The sequence below is a fragment of the Candidatus Nanosynbacter sp. TM7-057 genome (assembly GCF_022828295.1).
Lineage (GTDB): Bacteria > Patescibacteriota > Saccharimonadia > Saccharimonadales > Saccharimonadaceae > Nanosynbacter.
In genome coordinates, this window is record NZ_JAJQJT010000001.1 from 273901 (window position 1) to 293522 (window position 19622).

The 19622-nt window shown below is 43.3% G+C and carries 21 protein-coding genes; 4 read left to right on the top strand and 17 right to left on the bottom strand.

The window, feature by feature from the left end; genetic code table 11:
• Positions 1 to 38 precede the first annotated feature (38 nt).
• On the top strand, positions 39 to 389 hold the full coding sequence (rpsT, locus tag LRM45_RS01425; protein ID WP_275973419.1) for a 30S ribosomal protein S20: 351 nt from the start codon (positions 39 to 41) through the stop codon (positions 387 to 389).
• A 49-nt stretch (positions 390 to 438) separates the two neighbouring features.
• On the opposite strand, the gene holA is transcribed toward rpsT, so the two are convergent.
• The 5 genes from holA to LRM45_RS01450 are packed head-to-tail and all read right to left on the bottom strand — an operon-like array spanning position 439 to position 6001.
• The gene (holA, locus tag LRM45_RS01430; protein WP_243826446.1) at positions 439 to 1341 is read right to left on the bottom strand and encodes a DNA polymerase III subunit delta; all 903 of its coding nucleotides are present in this window, start codon (positions 1339 to 1341) and stop codon (positions 439 to 441) included.
• Complete coding sequence (gene mutM, locus LRM45_RS01435) at positions 1338 to 2216, bottom strand: bifunctional DNA-formamidopyrimidine glycosylase/DNA-(apurinic or apyrimidinic site) lyase (RefSeq protein WP_243826447.1); 879 nt, start codon at positions 2214 to 2216, stop codon at positions 1338 to 1340. Before mutM ends, holA begins: the two co-directional genes overlap by 4 nt.
• A 10-nt stretch (positions 2217 to 2226) precedes the next feature.
• Positions 2227 to 2874 carry a hypothetical protein gene (locus tag LRM45_RS01440; protein WP_243826448.1) on the bottom strand — a complete coding sequence of 216 codons (648 nt, stop codon included), beginning with the start codon at positions 2872 to 2874 and terminating at the stop codon, positions 2227 to 2229.
• Between the two features lie 21 nt (positions 2875 to 2895).
• Positions 2896 to 5433 carry a DNA polymerase I gene (gene polA, locus LRM45_RS01445; RefSeq protein ID WP_243826449.1) on the bottom strand — a complete coding sequence of 846 codons (2538 nt, stop codon included), beginning with the start codon at positions 5431 to 5433 and terminating at the stop codon, positions 2896 to 2898.
• 16 nt (positions 5434 to 5449) lie between these two features.
• Positions 5450 to 6001, bottom strand: coding sequence for a hypothetical protein (locus LRM45_RS01450; protein WP_243826450.1), 552 nt, complete (start codon positions 5999 to 6001; stop codon positions 5450 to 5452).
• 62 nt (positions 6002 to 6063) lie between these two features.
• Here LRM45_RS01450 and LRM45_RS01455 point away from each other — a divergent pair, with 62 nt between their 5' ends.
• Positions 6064 to 6651, top strand: coding sequence for an AAA family ATPase (locus tag LRM45_RS01455; protein WP_129632104.1), 588 nt, complete (start codon positions 6064 to 6066; stop codon positions 6649 to 6651).
• Here the strand turns inward: LRM45_RS01455 and rpoD are convergent, their stop codons facing one another.
• Complete coding sequence (gene rpoD / locus LRM45_RS01460; protein ID WP_129636639.1) at positions 6652 to 7614, bottom strand: RNA polymerase sigma factor RpoD; 963 nt, start codon at positions 7612 to 7614, stop codon at positions 6652 to 6654. It abuts the gene before it with no gap.
• Entirely contained in the window at positions 7611 to 9344 is a 1734-nt protein-coding gene (gene dnaG / locus LRM45_RS01465; RefSeq protein ID WP_243826451.1) for a DNA primase, read from the bottom strand. The genes rpoD and dnaG overlap by 4 nt, the downstream gene beginning before the upstream one ends.
• Before the next feature lie 53 nt (positions 9345 to 9397).
• Between dnaG and LRM45_RS01470 the strand changes: the two genes are divergently transcribed.
• Positions 9398 to 10009, top strand: coding sequence for a hypothetical protein (locus LRM45_RS01470; protein WP_243826452.1), 612 nt, complete (start codon positions 9398 to 9400; stop codon positions 10007 to 10009).
• Here LRM45_RS01470 and LRM45_RS01475 read toward each other — a convergent pair.
• From LRM45_RS01475 to LRM45_RS01485, 3 genes are read right to left on the bottom strand one after another with little or no spacing between them, the layout of a single operon-like run.
• Positions 10006 to 10344: an MmcQ/YjbR family DNA-binding protein gene (locus LRM45_RS01475; RefSeq protein ID WP_129635327.1), complete on the bottom strand. Its 339-nt coding sequence runs from the start codon at positions 10342 to 10344 to the stop codon at positions 10006 to 10008. The genes LRM45_RS01470 and LRM45_RS01475 overlap by 4 nt on opposite strands.
• The gene (gene orn, locus LRM45_RS01480; RefSeq protein WP_243826453.1) at positions 10341 to 10883 is read right to left on the bottom strand and encodes an oligoribonuclease; all 543 of its coding nucleotides are present in this window, start codon (positions 10881 to 10883) and stop codon (positions 10341 to 10343) included. Before orn ends, LRM45_RS01475 begins: the two co-directional genes overlap by 4 nt.
• Positions 10884 to 10902: 19 nt before the next feature.
• Positions 10903 to 13449 carry a helicase-related protein gene (locus LRM45_RS01485; RefSeq protein WP_243826454.1) on the bottom strand — a complete coding sequence of 849 codons (2547 nt, stop codon included), beginning with the start codon at positions 13447 to 13449 and terminating at the stop codon, positions 10903 to 10905.
• 195 nt (positions 13450 to 13644) lie between these two features.
• Here LRM45_RS01485 and pyrH point away from each other — a divergent pair, with 195 nt between their 5' ends.
• A complete protein-coding gene (pyrH, locus tag LRM45_RS01490; protein WP_243826455.1) occupies positions 13645 to 14349 on the top strand; it encodes a UMP kinase in 705 nt (234 codons plus the stop codon).
• A gap of 4 nt (positions 14350 to 14353) precedes the next feature.
• Here pyrH and LRM45_RS01495 read toward each other — a convergent pair whose 3' ends face one another.
• The 7 genes from LRM45_RS01495 to LRM45_RS01525 all read right to left on the bottom strand — a co-directional run bounded on the left by LRM45_RS01495 (position 14354) and on the right by LRM45_RS01525 (position 19611).
• Complete coding sequence (locus LRM45_RS01495; RefSeq protein WP_243826456.1) at positions 14354 to 14803, bottom strand: MscL family protein; 450 nt, start codon at positions 14801 to 14803, stop codon at positions 14354 to 14356.
• 27 nt (positions 14804 to 14830) lie between these two features.
• Positions 14831 to 15844, bottom strand: a complete 1014-nt coding sequence (locus LRM45_RS01500; RefSeq protein WP_243826457.1) for a hypothetical protein — start codon at positions 15842 to 15844, stop codon at positions 14831 to 14833.
• 196 nt (positions 15845 to 16040) lie between these two features.
• Entirely contained in the window at positions 16041 to 17672 is a 1632-nt protein-coding gene (gene argS / locus LRM45_RS01505; protein WP_243826458.1) for an arginine--tRNA ligase, read from the bottom strand.
• A gap of 45 nt (positions 17673 to 17717) precedes the next feature.
• On the bottom strand, positions 17718 to 17876 hold the full coding sequence (locus LRM45_RS01510) for a hypothetical protein (RefSeq protein WP_165000039.1): 159 nt from the start codon (positions 17874 to 17876) through the stop codon (positions 17718 to 17720).
• A gap of 86 nt (positions 17877 to 17962) precedes the next feature.
• Positions 17963 to 18922 (bottom strand): hypothetical protein, encoded by a 960-nt coding sequence (locus LRM45_RS01515; RefSeq protein ID WP_243826459.1) that lies wholly within the window; start codon positions 18920 to 18922, stop codon positions 17963 to 17965.
• A 62-nt stretch (positions 18923 to 18984) separates the two neighbouring features.
• Positions 18985 to 19164: a hypothetical protein gene (locus LRM45_RS01520; RefSeq protein WP_129634555.1), complete on the bottom strand. Its 180-nt coding sequence runs from the start codon at positions 19162 to 19164 to the stop codon at positions 18985 to 18987.
• A 51-nt stretch (positions 19165 to 19215) separates the two neighbouring features.
• Positions 19216 to 19611, bottom strand: coding sequence for a pyridoxamine 5'-phosphate oxidase family protein (locus tag LRM45_RS01525; protein ID WP_165000137.1), 396 nt, complete (start codon positions 19609 to 19611; stop codon positions 19216 to 19218).
• Positions 19612 to 19622: the final 11 nt, after the last annotated feature.

The window sequence follows — 19622 nt, forward strand, 5'->3', positions numbered from 1 at the left end:
TGATTAGCGATACAAATCTATAGAGGTAAAGGAGAAACATGCCAATCATCAAATCCGCCATCAAGCGTGCTAAACAAACCTTAAAGCGCCGCGAGCGAAACATCAGCATTAAAAAAGACATTAAGACTGCTGTTAAAGCTTTCTCTGCAGAACCAAGCGCAAAGACTCTTGCTGCAGCACAAAGCGAAATCGACACCGCTGTTAAAAAAGGCTTGATTAAGAAAAATACCGCTGCTCGCCGAAAGAGCGCATTAAGCAAAATTGCTAAAAAAGCAGGTGTTGCATTAGAAGCTTCCAAAAAACCAGCTGCAAAGCCAGCAACAGCTAAGAAAACTGCCGCTAAAAAAGCTCCAGCGAAGAAGCCAGCTGCTAAGAAAGCTGAAAAATAATTTATAAAAGAATTATTAAGAAAATATCCTGGAAATTACCAGGATATTTTTATTTTCCAATTCCAACCAGCGCCGCCTCCACAAGCAGCCACGGATTTACAGAGGTTGTTTTCATTTGCAAGTCCGCCCGAAGTAGCGCGTCATTTATCCTCTTCAGTTTTTCCTTGTCGACACCTTTTGTTGAAGACGCCAATTTTCGTAAAACATACGGATTAGCCGAAAAATCCGAAACCACCGACTTACTGTCGCCGTCAGCTAAAACCAACGCCGTCAAGTTAGTCGCCTGCGAAGCAAGCAACCCCATTGTCTGATAAGCGCCATCAACGCCACTTTCCGACTCCAAATAGCTAATTATATCGTGAACCTTATTATAATCACCCGCCAGCGCCGAAACGAACAAATCAAACACATTTTCCGTCCTCGCCAGAGGTATAAAGTTGTCAATTAAATCATCCGTCACTTTTTCCGCCAGCGACAATTGATCCAAAAAATTACTCAGTCGCAACTGATCAAATCCCAAACGATCGACAATTATCTCTGCTTGACGATTCGTTAATTCACACTCGCGAACCTTCGCCTCCGCCACGCACCACTTTAAAAGCTGCGGTTTTTGACGATCACTAAGCGGTGAAAATTCCTGAACTTTGGCATTTTTCTGCAGCCACTTATACGTTTTTGTTCGCTTATCAATTTTATCTTCCACCAAAATAATCGTCCTGTCATCATCAAACTTTATGTCTGGAATTTGCGACCAGACCTCAGAATTTTCGCTCAATCTTGAAATCAAATACACCGACGAGTTCATAAACAGCGTCTGCCCAATTGCTATTTCCTGCATTCCAGCCAGCGTCAACTCTTCGCCATCATGTCGCGCCGCTTTTTCGTTGCCGATCAGCTTAGCAATTGCCCGCCGTTTCTCGAATTCATTTTCGCCGTAAAAAAGGTAAATCACTTCGCCTCCACTTGGCAAACTGGGCAAATATGCGTACCGCGTCCAGAAACCTTCATCTTTACAATCTCTTGGTCAGGATGTCGATGACACGGCTGACCTTCCCGACGAAATACATGCGCAAATGACAAATAATTGCCCTTCCTGCCTTCAGCGTCAACATAATTTTTATCCGTCGAGCCGCCCTGATCAATGCTTAATTGTAGAATCTGACGCAGTTCATGAAATAGTTTTTCTAATTGTTTATCGCTAACGTTTTTAACTCGCGTTTGGGGGTGAATTTTCGCAGCCCACAGAGCTTCATCGGCATAAATATTACCAACCCCAGCGATCACCGACTGATCAAGAAACACCGGCTTGATCATCGAATTTTGCCGACGACGAATTCGCTTAATAAAGTCACCCGCCTCAGTTTTTTTATCGAGCGGTTCCGGACCAACTTTCTGCATAAATGGCAAATTTTCTATCTCATCGGTCGGCATCAATTTCATCCAACCAAACTTACGCTGATCATTGAAAAACAGGCGCGAACCATCCGTAAAGTCAATTTGCACTCGTGTCGATCTATCCGGTAATTCACCGATCAAACTATCATTCGGATGACCACCAGCAAAACTATTAGCCCCACGAAAGATCAATTGCCCAGTCATCTTAAGATGTATCACCAGCGAATAACGCGTATCAAGATCAATCATCAGTACTTTCGCGCGACGTCGCACCGCCATTACATGTGCACCGTATAAAAATTGCTGAACGTCTGTGGGTGAATTCGGAAAGCTTTTTGGCGAATCAAATACCGTCGCTCGCACAACAGCCTGACCTGGCAGCAAATCCGCCAAACCGCGACGAACTGTCTCAACTTCGGGTAGTTCTGGCATTCGGCAAGTCCTACAGCTTAAACAAAGCTTCTTCTTGACTTAGGCCAATTCCAGCCGCCATTTTCTTGCCGTCAGGAATTTGCTTCAAAAACATATCCAAAATCTCGTTCACGTTAGCTTGCGCCGAACCCTTAGAGCCGCTACAATCCGACGTCCACAAACTCTTCACAACGGAATTGTCCTTCAAAGTTTCGAATTTGTAAATTTTACCGCTAGCACAAATCCCCCGCAAATCGTTTTGCTGCTCAGTTAACGGAGTACCTTCCATCATTTTTCGCTTATCAAGCGCATAAACCAACTCCGTATAAGCCTTGCCGTTATTGTCCAATTTTTTCTCTGCAATCGGCTTATCCAAATATCCCTCGTACGTCGTCATTTCGCGAGATTCTGGCGAAATAGTAATGCTATATGAGCGGAAATTCTCATTCGCTACAATCGGTCCGCGTACCGTCAATCGAACCGCGCTTCCCACGTCCGTCGACAACAAAGCAACTTGTCCTACGTTAACATTCTGATCTGTTGTTTGGCCTGAATCATTTTTACCAAATAATGCTCGACCAATCGCAATAACCGCTGCTACCGCCACGACCGTGATAACAATAACCAGCAAAATTGGTACAAATCGAGAAAATGAATTTCGTCGTTGAGTGTATTTCATGGCATAATTATACCATATTTTCTATACTTCACCCCAATTTGCGCCCGTGCCAACATCAACCTTCAACTTAATCGGCAATTCTGGACAAACGCCCTCCATTTCCGCTTTCATAATCTCGCTGACTTTCTGGACGTCTTCAGGTTTGCATTCCACCAAAATCGAATCATGAACTTGTAAAATCGCATCAGCCAAGCCCGACAATTTATCCTCCAGCCGAATCATCGCCATTTTCATCAAATCTGCTTCCGTGCCTTGAATTGGCATATTCATCGCAGCCCTTTCCGCCGAAGATCGCACCATAAAATTGCTCGATTTTACATCAGGCGTTGGTCGTCGCCTGCCGAAATACGTTTCAACAAATCCCTGTTCCCGCGCTTGAGTTAAAATTTTATCCAAGTACTGACGAATCGGCTTTCGCACCTCAAAATAATGATCAATAAACTTTTTCGCCTCTGTAAATGACATTCCTGTGGCCGCCGCCAAACCGTGCGGACTCATTCCGTAAAGTACACCAAAATTGATCACTTTTGCTGCTCGACGCTGAGATTTACTCGCTTCATCAATTGATATTCCATATGTTTCCGCCGCCGTTTTTGCGTGAATATCAACATCGCTATTAAAGTCTTCAATCAACTTCTCGTCGCCCGACAACACAGCAGCCAGCCTCAGCTCAAATTGCGAATAATCCGCGCCGACAAAAACCTTGCCATCACTCGGAACAAACGCCTGGCGAATTTTCCTACCCAGTTCAGTCCGCACCGGAATATTCTGTAAATTCGGATTTGTACTGCTCAGTCGCCCCGTGCTGGTTACGTCCTGATTGAATGTAGTGTGAATTCGCCCATCAGTCGCCATCAATTTTGGTAACGCCTCAATGTACGTGCTGATCAATTTGGTCAATTCTCGATATCGCTCAATCAACTCAATAATCGAATGTTGTCCACGTAATTTGTCCAACTCTTTCTGACCTGTTGAATATCCAGTTTTTCCCTTTTTTATGCCCGCAGTTGGTAATTGCAATTTGGTAAACAAAACCTCAGAAAGTTGCGCTGGACTAGACGCATTAAACTCGTATCCAGCCATGGAATACATTTGTTGTTCAAGCTCGCTAACTTCCGCCGCCAGCTCATCACCCATCTGTTTTAATAGCGTATCGTCCAACTTCATCCCGCGTTTTTCCATCTGGAATAGCGCCCAAATTACTGGAAAATCAAACTCGTAAGCTACACGCGCAATTTGTGAATTGTTCGACATGTAAACTTTTTGTTCACGATAAATTTTATGCAGGCGAGCCAATTGATAAGGCGCGGAATTGTCATCAGAAAAATCACCAGACAGCGCATTCAAACTACGATCACGCTTCAGCGGATCAATCAAAAACGCCGCCTGCTCAACGTCCCAAACCTCATGAAAACGCACCGCCACGCCATGATTATCCAGCGCGTGATACAACTGCTTAACATCCGCTGCGATCACAATTCCCTGCGCCAGTAATTGCCATATAGATTGACTAATCTCATCAATTTTCGCCGTCCACGCTGACTCAGAATTTGAGCTTATGTAAATTACGTCAGGCTCCGACGAATCGATATATATTATATTTTCCGCCTCAAACATCGGCATATCGGGCAATTTTTCAATTCGTGGAATATCCAACTTCGGTTCTTCTTTTTTCTCATTTTCCGCCATTTGCATTGTTTTTGGCAATCGTCCAATCAGCGAATTAAACTCCAACTTCTGCAGAATTTCCGTTACTCGCGCAAAGTCGCAATCATTAACATCCGCCACATCCCAGTCCAGCTCAATCGGCGCGTCCGTCCAAATTTCCGCCACTTGCTTGGTCAAATATGCCGACTCGCGACCATTTTCCAACTTCGTTCGCAAAGCGCCTTTTTGCTCGTCCAGATGTTCATAAACTCCGTCCAGAGTTTCATATTCTTGCAATAATTTCACCGCCGTTTTTTCACCAATTCCCGGCACTCCCGGTAAATTGTCACTAGAATCACCCTTCAGCGCCTTCAGGTCTAAAAATTGCTCCGTCCGAATTCCGTATTTTTCTTCAAAATGTTCCGCCGTAAATTCCTCGATATTCCTTAAACCATTTTTCATAGCGTAAACTTTGGTCATCGATGATATCAATTGCAATGCGTCTAAATCCGACGTTATCAAGCACGTTTCAATTCCGCGAGATTCCGCCTGCTTGGCAAACGCGCCCATAATATCGTCCGCCTCGTAATCATCAATTTCATAAAGCGGCCAGCCAAATGCATCGAGCAGTTCGTGTAAAATCGGAATTTGCTGGTAAAAATCATCTGGCGCTGGCTTGCGACCAGCTTTATATTCTGGATATAATTCCCGCCGCTTGCGAATATTCGTACCGCGCTTATCCCAAGCTACCGCCACATAATCCGGCTCCAATTTCTTAATTAACTCAATTGCCAAACTTACAAATCCATACACACCACCAGTCGGAGTTCCGTCAGCCATCGACAATCCCGGCATAGCATAATAACCTCGGTAAAACACCGACTTTCCATCAATAACCACTAGACGCTTCATAATTCTATTGTAGCATTTAAGCAGCTATCGTCAGAGAATTGATTATTGACGCCTCAGCAAGTTTCTTCTGTGCTCTTTCGTACTTCTCGTACAACCTCTTGCGCTCCTCCAGATAGCTATAACAATGAATATACTCAATTTCTCTATCGTCGTTAAAGAACACAGTTACGGTTTCATCTCTACCGTCATCTGGTCCAACAAAAAACTCGTAAGAGGTTTTATGATACCCAGGGTAATGATCAACCTTAAGCTCTTTTATGAAAGCATATCTAAACTCATCTTCATCATTGAGTATCTTATATATCTGATAGCGATCCTTTGGCTCACATGAAGATGTGGCGGAATTTTCCCAAATCATCCAAATCTGCCCATATTGATCCTCGATAGGCTCGCTAATAAGCCTCTGCCATTTCTCGCTACCATCTGGATTATGATCAAATTTCGACTCCAGCTCTTCAATCTGAGCCATTATCTTATAGCTCTCTGCCAGATTTTCTTGACCCTTAATATCAAGGTCAGAAGGAGAATTCTGAGGTAACTCTTCAGTATGTCCATGAAGTGTTTCCATAATATGTAACTTAAAGATACTCTCTATTTGGAAGAATGTCAACAAATTGTTAAAATTAGTACATGACACAACCACACGCAAAAATTATCGCCCTGGTTGGATTGGCGGGCAGCGGCAAAAGCTCAGCTGTCGAATATTTGACAGAAAAAGGATTTCCAAAAATTTACTTCGGTGGCGTTATTTATAAAGCCATGGACGAGGCTGGAATTGAAAAAACTTGGGACAATCAACAACAATTTCGCGAAGAAATTCGTCGCCGCGAAGGTAAAGATTTCGTAATCAAACGCGTCATAAAAAACATCCACGATTTAATAAACGCTGGGCAAAATAAAATCGTTTTGGACGGATTATACACTTGGAGTGAATATAAATTCCTTAAGCACGAATTCCCTGGACAAGTTGTCGTTATTGCTATTGTTACACCGAAATACCTCCGTTATCAACGAATGGCTAAGCGCATAGAGCGCCCAATGCAACCACACGAAGTCGATCAGCGCGACTGGTCAGAAATCGAGAATTTGGAAAAAGGTGGACCAATTGCTATTGCTGATTATTTCATCATTAACGACGGCAGCCTCGAGCAATTACATCAAAAAATAGACGCCGCAACTCACGACGCCCATTTTTGTAAATCGCCCGAACAGTGTTAATTAATCCAGATATTCGTAAAGTTTTTTCGCGTCTTTGTGCTTGCGAAGTTTTGCTAGCGCCTTAGCCTCAATCTGGCGGATTCGCTCACGCGTAACTGCAAACTCCTGACCAACTTCTTCCAAAGTGTGATTTTTCCCATTGTCCAAACCAAAACGCATTCGAACAATTTTCTGCTCGCGATCACTCAAACTTGATAGAATTTCCTGAACTTGCTCTTTTAGTAATTGATTTGAGGCAGAATCTTCTGGTGAAACCGTATCTTCATCAACGATAAAATCTTGCAATACAGAGTCATCATCTTCACCGTCACGGCCAACACCAGCGTCCAAAGAAGAAATGTCTTGCTTAATCTTAATGACATATTCAATTTTCTCTGGTTCCATGTCCAATTCTTTAGACAATTCTTCAATTGTCGGCTCACGGTTCAATTCCTGTGTCATTCGTCGCTGAGTACGCAGCAATTTATTGATCGTTTCCACCATGTGAACTGGAATACGAATCGTTCGAGCTTGGTCGGCAATCGCACGCGTAATTGCCTGACGAATCCACCAAGTTGCATATGTCGAAAACTTAAATCCCTTATCTGGATCAAACTTCTCAACCGCACGCAAAAGTCCAGTATTTCCCTCTTGGATCAAATCCAAAAAGTCCAAGCCACGACCCGAATAACGCTTAGCGATTGACACCACCAAACGCATATTCGCCTCAGCCATCTTATCCTTAGCCTTCTTATCGCCTTCAACAATTCGGCGCGCCAAGTCCATTTCTTCTTCAGAACTAAGTAGTGGAATTTTACCGATTTCGCGCAAGTACAGCCTGACCGAGTCATCCGACACGTCGTCCAAATATTGCCCAGTTGTCAACGAATCCAAATCTTCCGATTCTTCTTCGTCTATAAGCGTTGGATCAAAATCATCATCTTCGTTTAAGTTTACTGGCTTCGTCGTGATATCGTCGCTCACATTTTCTCCTTAATCAGATTATTTAAGCTCTGGCGCAAATTCTGAGACAAAACCTCATCACCCGACGCCTCGGCCTCTCTAAGCTGCGTTAATAGTTGATTCTTTTTGTTTTCGCGATGTTTGATTGTTATCTGTCTGACTAGCCGAGCCATCTCTTCGTCCAAGCTTTTTTGCTCCCAATTGGCGTAACGACTTTCACTTTTCAACTGTACTATTTTCACATACTGTTCAATTTTTTGCAAGTCCAGGGGAACCTCGTCCAAATCCGCGTCTGAATTCTTTCGCAAATAGCCAATCAACTGCCGCGCATTGTCATCATCCAACATTTCGCCAGAAACCGCTGCCAACCAGCGCCGCACAGATTTTTCACTTGCTGCCAACCCCGCCAGCATATCCTCAGTTTCATCCTGAACCGGAGTCGGTTTTTCTTTCTCAATTTTCGCCTTTTTCAATTGATGTTCAGCGACTTTTTCATTCGACAATTTTGCCTTCAGTGCAGTAATTGACGCGCCAGTTTTTTCAGAAATCACCGACAAATAATGCTCTTGTTCCACCGGATCTTTCAAGCCTCGGACAATTCTCAGCGCAATGGTCGAAAATCTTCGCTTGCCTTCCGCCGACTTCAAATTCTCCATTTCCGCGTATCTGGCAATCACCCAATCCACCGCTGGCTGAGATTGGTCAATCGCCGCTTGCCAAAGCGCTGAATCTTTTTGGATCAATTCGTCTGGGTCTTTGACGCCATCAGGCAAGCTCACCACTTCCAACTCCACGCCGACTTCCTGCGCCAAGTTGATTGCCCGCTCCGTTGCGTTAACTCCCGCTCGATCGCCATCAAACGCCAAGCGAATCCGCCCCGCCAATCGACTAAGCGACTTCAAATGTTGCGTCGTCATCGCCGTTCCAGAAGTCGCAACCACGTTTTTGACGCCCGCTTGATGACTGCTAATTACGTCCAAATTGCCCTCAACAATCACCGCCACATCGCTTTTTCGAATCGCTTCTTTGGCTTGGTGTAAACCAAAAATATGTCGCGATTTATCGAATAACAGCGTTTGCGGCGTGTTCAAGTATTTTGGCGCGCGCGGATCGTCACGAATAATTCTGCCCGTAAATCCCACAACCTCGCCATTGCCGTCACTCAACGCCACCATCATTCGCCCGCGAAACAAATCGCCACCAAACCGATTCGACAAGCCAGCGTCCGCCAACTCCTGCTTAGAGAATCCTCTTTTTTCCAATGCTTTCGTCAACGTGTCGCCATTCTCCGGCGCATAGCCAATCAAAAAATCACCAATCGTCTGACGATTTAACCGCCGTTTTTTTACCACATAATTTAAGGCTGTCGAATTTTTTACCAAATTCTGCTGATAAAAATTGGCAGCCAGCTTCAGCGCTTCTCTGGCCCTGGCGCAACGCTTGGCTGTTCGTCCGTCGCCATTAGAAAACAAAGTCAGATCAACGCCCGCCTTCCGAGCCAAATGTTCCAGCGATTGACGAAAATCCATTCCTTCCACCATCATCACAAACGTAAAAATATCGCCACCTTTTCCAGAAGAAAAATCGTGCCAAATCTGCTTTTCTGGACTAACCATAAAGCTTGGGGTTCGCTCGTCGGTAAACGGACTTAAACCCTTCAAATTGCGCCCCGCTCGCTTCAGCTGAACATACTCACCAATTACATCCTCGATGTTCAGTCGCGCCCGCACTTCTTCTTTGGCATCATTCATATTTTTATTATATCACTCTTTACCTCTGTTATTGTTTGTGGTTAAATAGAAATATGTATCCTGACAATTTGAACAACCAACCTCAAGGTATCGATTATCTGAATCAAATTGCCGCACCTCCGCCAGCGGAAGGTTTTGATAAAAAAACCAAAATCATCATCGCTATTTTGAGCTTTATCGGTCTAATAACCCTGATTGCGATATTCGTTTTTTCACAAGATTCCATGCCAAGCGCCAACCCGTCACAAGTTGCAGCGCGCGTTAATAAGCTGCTCACCATTTCCAAAAAATATAATAATAAGTTCCGCTCAACCAGTTTACAAACCACCAATAGTTCTCTGGTTGCAGTGCTAACCACTGCGGATGCCTCAATGAGCGAAGCGCTTCAAGCAACCGGCATCAATTATAAGGAGAAACAGAAAGATATCCTCGCTCTAGATCCGTCAGAAAAATTAGAGAAAAAATTGGATGAAGCCCTTCTGAACGCGCAATTGGATATTACCTATGCCCATGAGATGAATGTGCAAATAACAGATACAATCAACATGATGAAAAAGGTATACAAGTCCACCAAGTCAAAAAAGATGCGCGAATGGCTAGTAAAAACTGCTGGCGATTTAGAGAATATCCAGAAGCAAATCAATCAAATTATTAAAGCAGATTAAGCTTCCGAGACTAATCGATAGCTCAACCTCGCCAAATCAAAGACCTCTTCGTCAGTCAATTGACCTGAACAAATAATTGTATTCCAATGCTTCTTGTTTAAGTGATAACCTGGTAAAACCGTTTCGTATTTTTCTCGTAAATTCTGCGCCAACAACGGATCGCATTTTAGGCTTACTCTGAGCGGCTTTGAGCCTTCCGTTACCAATGCTACCATTTTCCCTGCGCCGTCATTATCTCGACCAAATTTATACACCGCAACATCCTCGCCAAATGGATAATCCAACCATACGCCCGGCAAACTCAGGATAAATTCTTCAAATTGTTTATGTGTCATACCTTTACCTTTTTCAAATAATATTCAAGTTCCATAATGCTGCCGCGAATGTCTTCCAGCGCTCGATGATCTTCTGGCTTGGCGAATTTCTTACCGTATTTACCTTCAAACACCACCTTCCAAGCACTCACATCAAGCATTCTATAGTGCAGTCTTTTTGACAATGTCGGCCACCATTGATCAATGAATCGACGATCCTGATGAATTGAATTGCCTGCTAGCAAAATCTTCGTTTCACCCGCAAAATGCTCATCACAAAACGCCAACAATTCGCGTTCTATTTCCGCCAAAGGCTTGCCCGATTCATTCTGCTCCTCCAGCCCGCGTCGCGCTTCCGGATGCTCATTCCAAAAACCAGCATTTCGATCTAACAACTTAGCCAACTTTTCCGAATCGTGGCGCACAATTCCTTCGTACGTCGCAATTTCCTTAAAATTCCAATCCGTCGCAATTGCCGCCACTTCCAAAATCTCATCACGCACTGGATCCAGTCCAGTCATCTCCAAATCCACCCATAAAATCTTTTTCGCCTTACTCATACTATCTATTATACACTCGTTATCTGTTTATCTGACCATAAAAAGCTTCTTGCTGCTCGCTCGTTAACACATTCTGCACTTCAGCCCAAACCTTAGCCTCCGCCTCATGGACATTGTGACTATTTACCGCAGACCCGTCTAGGACCTGATGCAATTGACCCTTGGTGATAACTCGCTGATGTTGTAAATCAAACAATACTCTTACTTGTTTATTAGCCTTGTTTTTCATTACGTCCACTATCAGCGCGATTTGCTCATCTGTTATGGCGGGGATTTTTTGCTGCCGCTCTGGACCGAGTATCAGCGAGCCGACTTTCGGCCGCGTCACACGAACCAAGTCACCATTAGGAGCAACTCTATCACCAAGGGATTCAGACACAGCGCTGCTACTCAAGGCTTGAGCAACTTGATTCTTGGTTACTGGTAAAATTGTGTTGAGTGTGTATCGACGACCATCACGCGTATCATACCACCACGGTAAAGCCAGGGCCAACTTCAGCGCCTCCGAGCCCATACGTCGCACTAAGCTGTGCGAACTAATTTCATACTCAGAAATACCACGTTCGCCAGTATGAACATTCTTGTATTGATTAACCGTTGTTCGTCCAATGCGCCGACTACCAGTTTTGGCATACAATAATTCCTGAAACCCGCGCACCAAAGCCACCGATATATTGTGTTTTTCCTCGCTGTTTAGTTCACCCATGTCGATATCGTTTGGATTAACCGACAGGCGCCGACATATTTTACTAAATTGATAGTGAATATTATCCGCCTTATTGGGATCAATACCATTAGTCAGGTAGACGTCATTGTTAGTACGACAGCCGTCATAAATCTCTCTGGTTTTCAAAAAAGCATCGTATTCGGCAAAAAAGTCATCTGTTGTATCGGGGCTGACAAATTCCTGGAACAATTCCTTTGGTTGATGCCAGGCGGCAAAGCCACCACCCGAGACGGAGGCTGCCATGGCCGATAATGCCAACACTTCACGTAAGCTTCCCCCATTCTTAATCATTTCTGCTAATGACCGAGAAAGTTCTGGCGACAATGGTAAACTATCCATAAACTCACCAATTTTTGTGATCTGCCCCTCTCCATCAATTGCTTCCAGGGTTTCCAGCAAATCGTACGACTCTTGAATAACTTTTTTACTAGCAACAGGATGCATCAGGTATCGGTTCAGATCCTCAAAATCACCATTCAGATGGATAGCCGACAAAACGTTGCGCACAATATTCGTGTGATATATCTCCGGTGGAATATGCTGTTCGCGGGACGCAATATCATAAAATCCTTTCAGCTCATCTGGCAAATAAATCTTATCGTAAGATATCGGACGAGCCAATACAAACTTAGCGCCATCAATATCACGACCGCCCCGCCCCGCCTGCTGCATCAGCTCTGCTTGAGTACACAATCGAGGTGGCAACCCCTCCGTGCCCTCTTCACCAATTTCTTTACTCTTCGTCAGTCCATTTGACAGCACCAGATCAACCTCGGGGATGGTAATACCAGACTGTCCAGCCGAAGTTGAAACAATGACAAATGATTCATCTTCTGCCGGTTCAGCAGTAAAAATTTCTCGGCGGGCAGCTTCTGATATACCAGAGTGTAGTTTGAAGAATCGTATTTTCCCGGATTGATGGCGAGTATGGCGTTTGATTGACGCAATGGTCTCATCAATACTCCTCACACCTTCAACAAAGATTAGTGATTTTTTCGAGTCCTTACCATATTCAAGGTAGGCTTCAGATACGGTATTCACCTTATCTTCTTCAATATCAATATCATGCGGCCGACCCTTAATGGTTACGACTGGTAGTTCTGACCCATTAATATCTTCGTACATCGCCTGAGAAACTTCTGTATCAGGCGTGGCACTAGAAAAAGCCATATGCCATTTGCCGGTATTCTCTATCGATTTTGCCGCCAGAGCGGTAGCAAATTCCATCTCCAAATTGGCTTCATGTATTTCATCAACCATGATAAGCGTCTTTTCGTCCTGCCAGTCGCTAGAAAATTGTTCCAGCTTTTTCGTAAACGTTGCTGGAGTCATGAAACAGAGCCTAGTGTCCAGCGTCGCTTCAGTGGCACGTCCGTGAATCTTGCCTACCAAGTGATTAGGATATTGTTCGCCAAGCTGTTCACGCAAACTCTTCTCGACATATTCAGTAACATTATCGACGATAACCCGCCGCGGCATCAACACCACGACACGATCAAACCGCTCCAGTGCATACTGAGCGGCTTGTGTCGTTTTACCACTACCCGTCGGTCCGCACAGCCAGGATATTTTACTTTCCGACAATGTGTCTAATATCTCTGCTTTGTGCTTATATGCAGGTAGTTTTTTGTCACCAAGATCATAGTCAGCAAAAGGAGTTTCCGGTAGTTTACTGTACCGTTCCCGCAATTCTTTTAAACGCTGTCGCCTCTGTTCGGGCGGTTCACCATAACTATACGACGGTTGACTGGGTCTTTCAATATTTCGACTCAATAAATGACTACTGCTAGATTCTTGCGATCTACGTAAATAGCCCGGCCGCCGAACTCCATCTTTCACACTACTCTCTCCTTTATACTCACATTGTAGACAGGAGAAAGTAAAATAGCAAACGTAAGCGTCTTAGCTTTTTCTTGTCTAGTTTGTCTAACTTAAAAAACGAATATTTGTATAGCAAATCGCAATTTGTATTACACTGCCGCCTCCCTTTTGCATTTATGTTATTTTTTAAGCGCGCTATGATACACTAGTGTCATGACAAAACGCATCCTACTCAAATTATCAGGTGAACAACTTCAAGGCGAATTCGCCAGCGGCTTTGACCCAAAACGCGCTCGCTGGATTGCCGAACAAATTCGACCAGCGCTGGACGACGGGGCTGAAATTGTAATTATGGTTGGCGGTGGCAATTACGTTCGCGGCAATCAAATCATTGGTCAAGGAATTCAACCTGTTTCCGCTCATAATATCGGGATGCTTTCTACGCTAATGAATGCAATTGCCCTGTCTGACGTATTAAATGACGCAGGGCTGCCAACTCGCGCATTGTCTACAGTTGAAGTCAATCAATTTATCGACCACTATACTTTCCGGCGCGCAATTAGCCATATTAAGAAAAACCGCATCGTTATTGTGGCTTGCGGCACTGGCAGACCGTTTCTGACTACTGACACTGCGGCGTTAAACTTAGCACTGGAAATGCAGTGTGACGCCGTGGTTAAAACAACGAAAGTCGACGGAGTTTACGATAAAGATCCTATGAAATTCCCTGATGCCGTAAAAATTGATCATTTATCTTACCAAGAAGTCCTAACAAATCCTAACATTGCCGTTATGGATAAGGCAGCAATTGGGTTAGCTATGGACGAACATATTCCAGTTGTAATTTGTGATTTGCTTACAGACGGAAATATTCTCCGCGCAACCCGCGGAGAATCAGTAGGTACGCTTATTAGTTAAGGTTTTAATCCTTTTTCTTATCTAATTTATCGAGTTTCAAGAAGTGAATTATTGCATATACAACAAATGCAACGGCTATCAACGTGATTAACGAGCTAACAAATGCGCCGTATAAAAACTCACCTTTACGTCCAGCAACTTCAACTGTAAATGAAGCTGATTGCAACCCTTGCTGAGAACCGACAACCAACTGCACTAGCGGATCAATAAATGCTGTTACCAATTTTTTCACAGTATCACCAGCTGCGGTACCGATTGCCAAACCAACCGCCATACCGACAACGCCCTGTTCGCGAATAAAATCAACAAATCCAGCCATGTGAGTGTCTTTTATAGCTACATTTACAATTTTCTTCTTTTTAAGAGCGGCAACTTTCGCCGCGGCTTTTACACTCTTCGAAGCTAATTTCTTAGCTGATACTTTCGAACCTTTAGTTGATTCTGAAGATTTCATAGCTATAAAACTCCTTTTATTAGATATTTATTCACTAATTTTATCACAGGCAGCATCGCACACAATCGCACCAGCAGCCTTCATAGACCTCAGCAACTTTTCAGCAACCCTTAACTTCCCCACAGCCAAGATATCATACTTAGGTTTACTATTGATAATTTCCTTATACAACCTAATTGCCTCATTTAATAAGTTAATATCCCTATCATGTTTAGCTACTTTACGTATAACATCAGGAAGAAACAGCCTGTTCTTTGAAGAATCTCCCGACAGCAAACTATCATTTACCACGGACGCTACTTGAATAGCCAAATCACCACTGCCCTGTTTTATTAATTCTCTACATAATTTATCCGCCTCCTTCAAATTATTCCGAGAATCAACATCCAAATATATACCAGACAAGTCTACTATTTTATCCGCAGCCTCTTTATATCGCCCATTCAACTGATCAATTCGAGCATTATATTCATCTAACAATAATAATCTACCTGGAATGGACGGCAGAGTAAGCATCTGTAGTCGTGCATTTCTTCCGTAGCCATCTCGATATTTCATACCATCTGAGAACATCAACCATTCCCGTCGAGCTACAAAATTACTTCTATTAACAGATGAAGGCAATTTCTGTAATAATAAATCTGTATATAAAGTACTATTAGCCCTGAGTTCACCACAATACAACTGCTCAATCGGATCTATTCCATCAAAGCCGATGGCGTCAGTCATTTCACAGCGCAACTCCTCTGTCAAAACATCTATTATAAACGACCTATTACTACTACGATCAAATAGCGTGATAAACGTGTGTTGATTTGCATAACTAATGAAATGTTCAATTCCTAATTTTTCTAAACATTCTGACGCAACAATTGTATGTCCATAACAATTAGCAGCTTCGTCTTTGGCGATATTTACCGCTTCAAGCGGACTTGAAAAATTACCCGTTGACCTAAAATAAAGTGTTTCACGAACAAGCTCCGCAACAGATTTAGCAGCCTCTACTACATCATCAAACGTCTTATCTGACTTTTCGTACACATTTTTTATGCCACAAAGCTTCTCTGACTCTAATAAAAGTTCTCGCTTAATGCCTCTTTTCTCTGCTATATCACTTCTCGGAGTTAATAGCTGGGTAGATAAATATCGATCATAAAATGATGTATATGGTTGCTCGCCTAATTGTTTACTCAGTCGTTCATTCACAAATTTATATTATATACTAATATAGTATATTTTACAAGCGATCTGGCGCCACGATTCCCAAAATAGCCAGTCCAGCCTTAAGAATGTCGGCGTAAATTGCCACGATTCCTACACGATGTGCCTCTTTGTCGCTACCAATAACCTGATTTTTCTCGTAATATCGATTAAATTCCTGCGCCAATTCAAACAAATATGTACAAATGTGATGAGGCTCCAAACTTTCCTTAGCGCGGTCAACCATGTTCACGTACTCACTCAACTTTCTGACCAGCATCTTATCTTCGTCGAACAACTCTGTCGGAAAGGCAATTTCTTTATCGGATTTAGTTAAAATTCCCCGCGCTCGAGCGTGAGCGTATTGCAAGTAACTTCCCGTATTTCCCGTCAAACTTACCGCGTCATTAATATCAAATATGACGTCGCCGCCGATCTTCACTTTCAAGAATTGATAACGAAGCGCGCCAGCAATCACATCGTCAGTTGGCTCGCCGCCAGCATTTTCAATTGCCTTCTTAAACTCATCGAACAGCCAGCCAATTGTAACAACCTCACCCGTTCGAGAACTCATCTTTCCAGTTGCCAATTTAACAAAGCCAGTCGCGTAATTGAACAATTTTCCCTTCAAAGCCGGAATCGACAATTCACTAGCCGCAATCACGCCACGGAAGTATGCTGCTTGCTCCTCGGCGTTTACTGTAATCGATAAGTCCAAATCTGGGTAATCCTTATATTTCAACTGAATCAATCCCATATCATGCGCCCCATAAAGACCATTGCCGTGAGATCCAATAAATACGTTATCAAACGCGCCGTATTTGCTACCCTTAAAAACATACGCACCGTCAGATTTGGTAAACACCTCTGGAGTTTTCTCTTTAATCAAAGATTTTCCCAATTCTTCAGTTTCGCTCTCAACGTAACGTCGCTCAATCGGCACGTTTCCAAGTCGTCCAACATTAGAGTCAATTTCATCAAAACTCCAACTTTTACAGATTTCGTAAACTTGTTTATATAGCGGATCATCCAGAACGAATGATTGCTTAGCTAGTTCATCAATTTCTGCCTTTGCCTCTGGAGATTCTTTCGCCGCACGCGCACCTTCAACGTACATGCGACTCATAAATTCATTTCGCTTATCAGCTGGGATTTCGTTCAATTTATTTACATCGCCGTCAATCTCACGCAAAATCGCCCACATACTTTTACCAACATGCGTTCCGACATCACCATGATAACTCACTCGATGCACAATTGCACCATCAACCGCCAACAAGTTAGCCATCGTGTCCGCCAAAATCGCATTCAAAGCGTGTCCGATATGCATAGCCTTAAATGGATTCGGGCAATTGGTTTCAATTACAACCGTCTGACCGGCGCGCTTCGTTATTGGCTCTTTTTTCAAAGAATTTAGAACGGATTGATCGCTCAGTTTTACATTGATAAAACCTGGACCAGCCACGCTTACTTCACTAAACTCCTCTTCCTTGCGCAGATTTTCAGCAATCATCTCCGCAATTTCACGCGGATTCTTCCCTAGCGGCTTAGCCAATTGCAATGCCACATTTGTAGCAAAGTCACCAAACTTCGGATCAGGACGCGTCAATTGTACCGATATGTCTTGATCAAAAAGTTGCTTCACTACTTGAGAAATAATCTGTTCCATACTGTCCAGTATACAACAGAGGTGGATTATTATCTAGCTAAATCCCTACGCTGTTTCGTCAAGTTCTTCCAGTTCCAGACTTAATTTCGTCGCCGAACTTGGACTGGCGCCCTTAACGTGTTGCAATACGTAAGTCAACGCCGACATATCGTCTCGACTCAATACGCCTTCGGTAAGTCCGTGAATATCTTTTTCTTCAGCCATTTTATTCCTTTTTGTTTTAATTTTTTATACAGTGAAATGATATCACATTATTTTTGATTTGTCAATGACTAGAACCTTGCGACCACTTACTTGGCTTTATTTTTGTCCGATCGGCGCTTATATTCTTCTGTTATGATCCTACCTATTTCGCTGTCTTTTAAGTACTCTTTGCATGACGATAATAAACGCTCGGATGCATCAGAATCCTTCATCTCTAGCGCCTTTCTGTATGAATTGCTAAACGCCGCAAACATGCCATCCTCATCTTCCATGACTCTAATAGTAAGTTTCTTATCCTCTGACGATACGTAAACAAATATCAAGTCTGCGCCAGATTTCAATGCCGTATGAATCGCTGCAGAGCCCATTTCACTGCGAGGCTTTGAGCCTACTGAGTCATCCGCTGAATATCCAGCCAAAACCAAAGATCCACCATCCTCAACAAATTTAACCGCTTCTTCGTAATGGTCTATTGAAAAGTGAACCGGTTTTTTACTCTTTTTATCTACCCATCCATATGGCACACCAAAAAAGTTTTTAGCGCCAAACGCAAGATACTGTATAGCCTCTAGGTTGATTCCGCCAACGCCCTTCTTAATCCAATCTCTATTAGTCGACGCTACGCCAATATTAATTTTGTTCAACAGAGACGCCAAATAACTAGCCGTAGGAACATCTTCTCCATTGAAATGTGTTGGCGCTATAACGCTTCCCTTACCTTCTTCTTTAGCCCTTTTAGCGGCTTCAATTAAGATATCTTCGCCAATTATTTCAACTTCCTTTTTGCCATGCATTAAGCCCATCAATAGCTTAAGTCCAGAGGAAAGCCGAACGTCTGTTTCTGGCAATCCCAATTCTTCTCCAGCTGCCTCAAGTTTTTCTACCGCCGAATTGTTAGTTAGTCCAAAAGGTTTGCTGTGCTTTTCTCGTCTGCCGCACACCCATTTCTTAAGAGAACCAAGCGCAACCGACAGAGAAAAACCCTCTCTCTGTGGCTCAGTTTCTTTCATAGCCTCAGATCCTGAAAAAGTCTCAATTGTTTTCATGAAAATCTTAATTATACAATATAAAGCCCTATATTGTCAATAATCAGATCTGCCGGTGGACCTTATTCGCAACCGTCACAAATAGTCAGACTTGCCGGGTCAACTGGTGCCGCAACAGTGCCGTTCGACTTTGCTTGATCATCAGCCGCTTCTTGCGCCGCTTTAAGAGCTGCGTCAATGGCACTCAATTTTTCTTCCAAAGTCATGTCATCAGTAATAATCTGATTTGCGTTCATTTTCATTTTCCCCTATATTTAGTAGTTACTTAACTAATTTTACGCTAGATATAGTGCTTATGCAATAAAATGCAGCCAATTGCCCGTTGTAGTTTTTTCATCAAGTTCACCAATTGGCGCAACGTATATTTGCGGATTTTGACAACGTGGCATAAAATCAGCCAACTTCTCTTTATAAGCCGCCATTGCCGCCTCTTTCTCAGATTCTGGGAGTTCAGTCACGTTAGTTTTTAAGAAAACTGCTCGCTTTTTATCATCCCAAACCACAAATTCCGCCTTACCGTTTCGAAACGCATTTTCTGAATGGCGCGCAGTCGGCTCTGATATCCAAATTATAGAATTACCAAAACGCGCAAAGTGCAGCGGCGTCACCAAAGGAGTTCTATCAACATTCACCGTCGCCAACGCACCAACTTCGACTGTATCTAATATTTCTTTCGCTAATTCGTTCATATCATCAACTC

What these genes read in the sequence shown, in the direction of transcription:
- rpsT (WP_275973419.1), top strand. Translation starts at nt 39, where the DNA reads ATGCCAATCATCAAATCCGCCATCAAGCGTGCTAAACAAACCTTAAAG.
- mutM (WP_243826447.1), bottom strand. Translation starts at nt 2,216, where the DNA reads ATGCCAGAACTACCCGAAGTTGAGACAGTTCGTCGCGGTTTGGCGGAT.
- LRM45_RS01440 (WP_243826448.1), bottom strand. Translation starts at nt 2,874, where the DNA reads ATGAAATACACTCAACGACGAAATTCATTTTCTCGATTTGTACCAATT.
- polA (WP_243826449.1), bottom strand. Translation starts at nt 5,433, where the DNA reads ATGAAGCGTCTAGTGGTTATTGATGGAAAGTCGGTGTTTTACCGAGGT.
- LRM45_RS01450 (WP_243826450.1), bottom strand. Translation starts at nt 6,001, where the DNA reads ATGGAAACACTTCATGGACATACTGAAGAGTTACCTCAGAATTCTCCT.
- LRM45_RS01455 (WP_129632104.1), top strand. Translation starts at nt 6,064, where the DNA reads ATGACACAACCACACGCAAAAATTATCGCCCTGGTTGGATTGGCGGGC.
- dnaG (WP_243826451.1), bottom strand. Translation starts at nt 9,344, where the DNA reads ATGAATGATGCCAAAGAAGAAGTGCGGGCGCGACTGAACATCGAGGAT.
- LRM45_RS01470 (WP_243826452.1), top strand. Translation starts at nt 9,398, where the DNA reads ATGTATCCTGACAATTTGAACAACCAACCTCAAGGTATCGATTATCTG.
- LRM45_RS01475 (WP_129635327.1), bottom strand. Translation starts at nt 10,344, where the DNA reads ATGACACATAAACAATTTGAAGAATTTATCCTGAGTTTGCCGGGCGTA.
- orn (WP_243826453.1), bottom strand. Translation starts at nt 10,883, where the DNA reads ATGAGTAAGGCGAAAAAGATTTTATGGGTGGATTTGGAGATGACTGGA.
- pyrH (WP_243826455.1), top strand. Translation starts at nt 13,645, where the DNA reads ATGACAAAACGCATCCTACTCAAATTATCAGGTGAACAACTTCAAGGC.
- LRM45_RS01495 (WP_243826456.1), bottom strand. Translation starts at nt 14,803, where the DNA reads ATGAAATCTTCAGAATCAACTAAAGGTTCGAAAGTATCAGCTAAGAAA.
- argS (WP_243826458.1), bottom strand. Translation starts at nt 17,672, where the DNA reads ATGGAACAGATTATTTCTCAAGTAGTGAAGCAACTTTTTGATCAAGAC.
- LRM45_RS01510 (WP_165000039.1), bottom strand. Translation starts at nt 17,876, where the DNA reads ATGGCTGAAGAAAAAGATATTCACGGACTTACCGAAGGCGTATTGAGT.
- LRM45_RS01515 (WP_243826459.1), bottom strand. Translation starts at nt 18,922, where the DNA reads ATGAAAACAATTGAGACTTTTTCAGGATCTGAGGCTATGAAAGAAACT.
- LRM45_RS01520 (WP_129634555.1), bottom strand. Translation starts at nt 19,164, where the DNA reads ATGAAAATGAACGCAAATCAGATTATTACTGATGACATGACTTTGGAA.
- LRM45_RS01525 (WP_165000137.1), bottom strand. Translation starts at nt 19,611, where the DNA reads ATGAACGAATTAGCGAAAGAAATATTAGATACAGTCGAAGTTGGTGCG.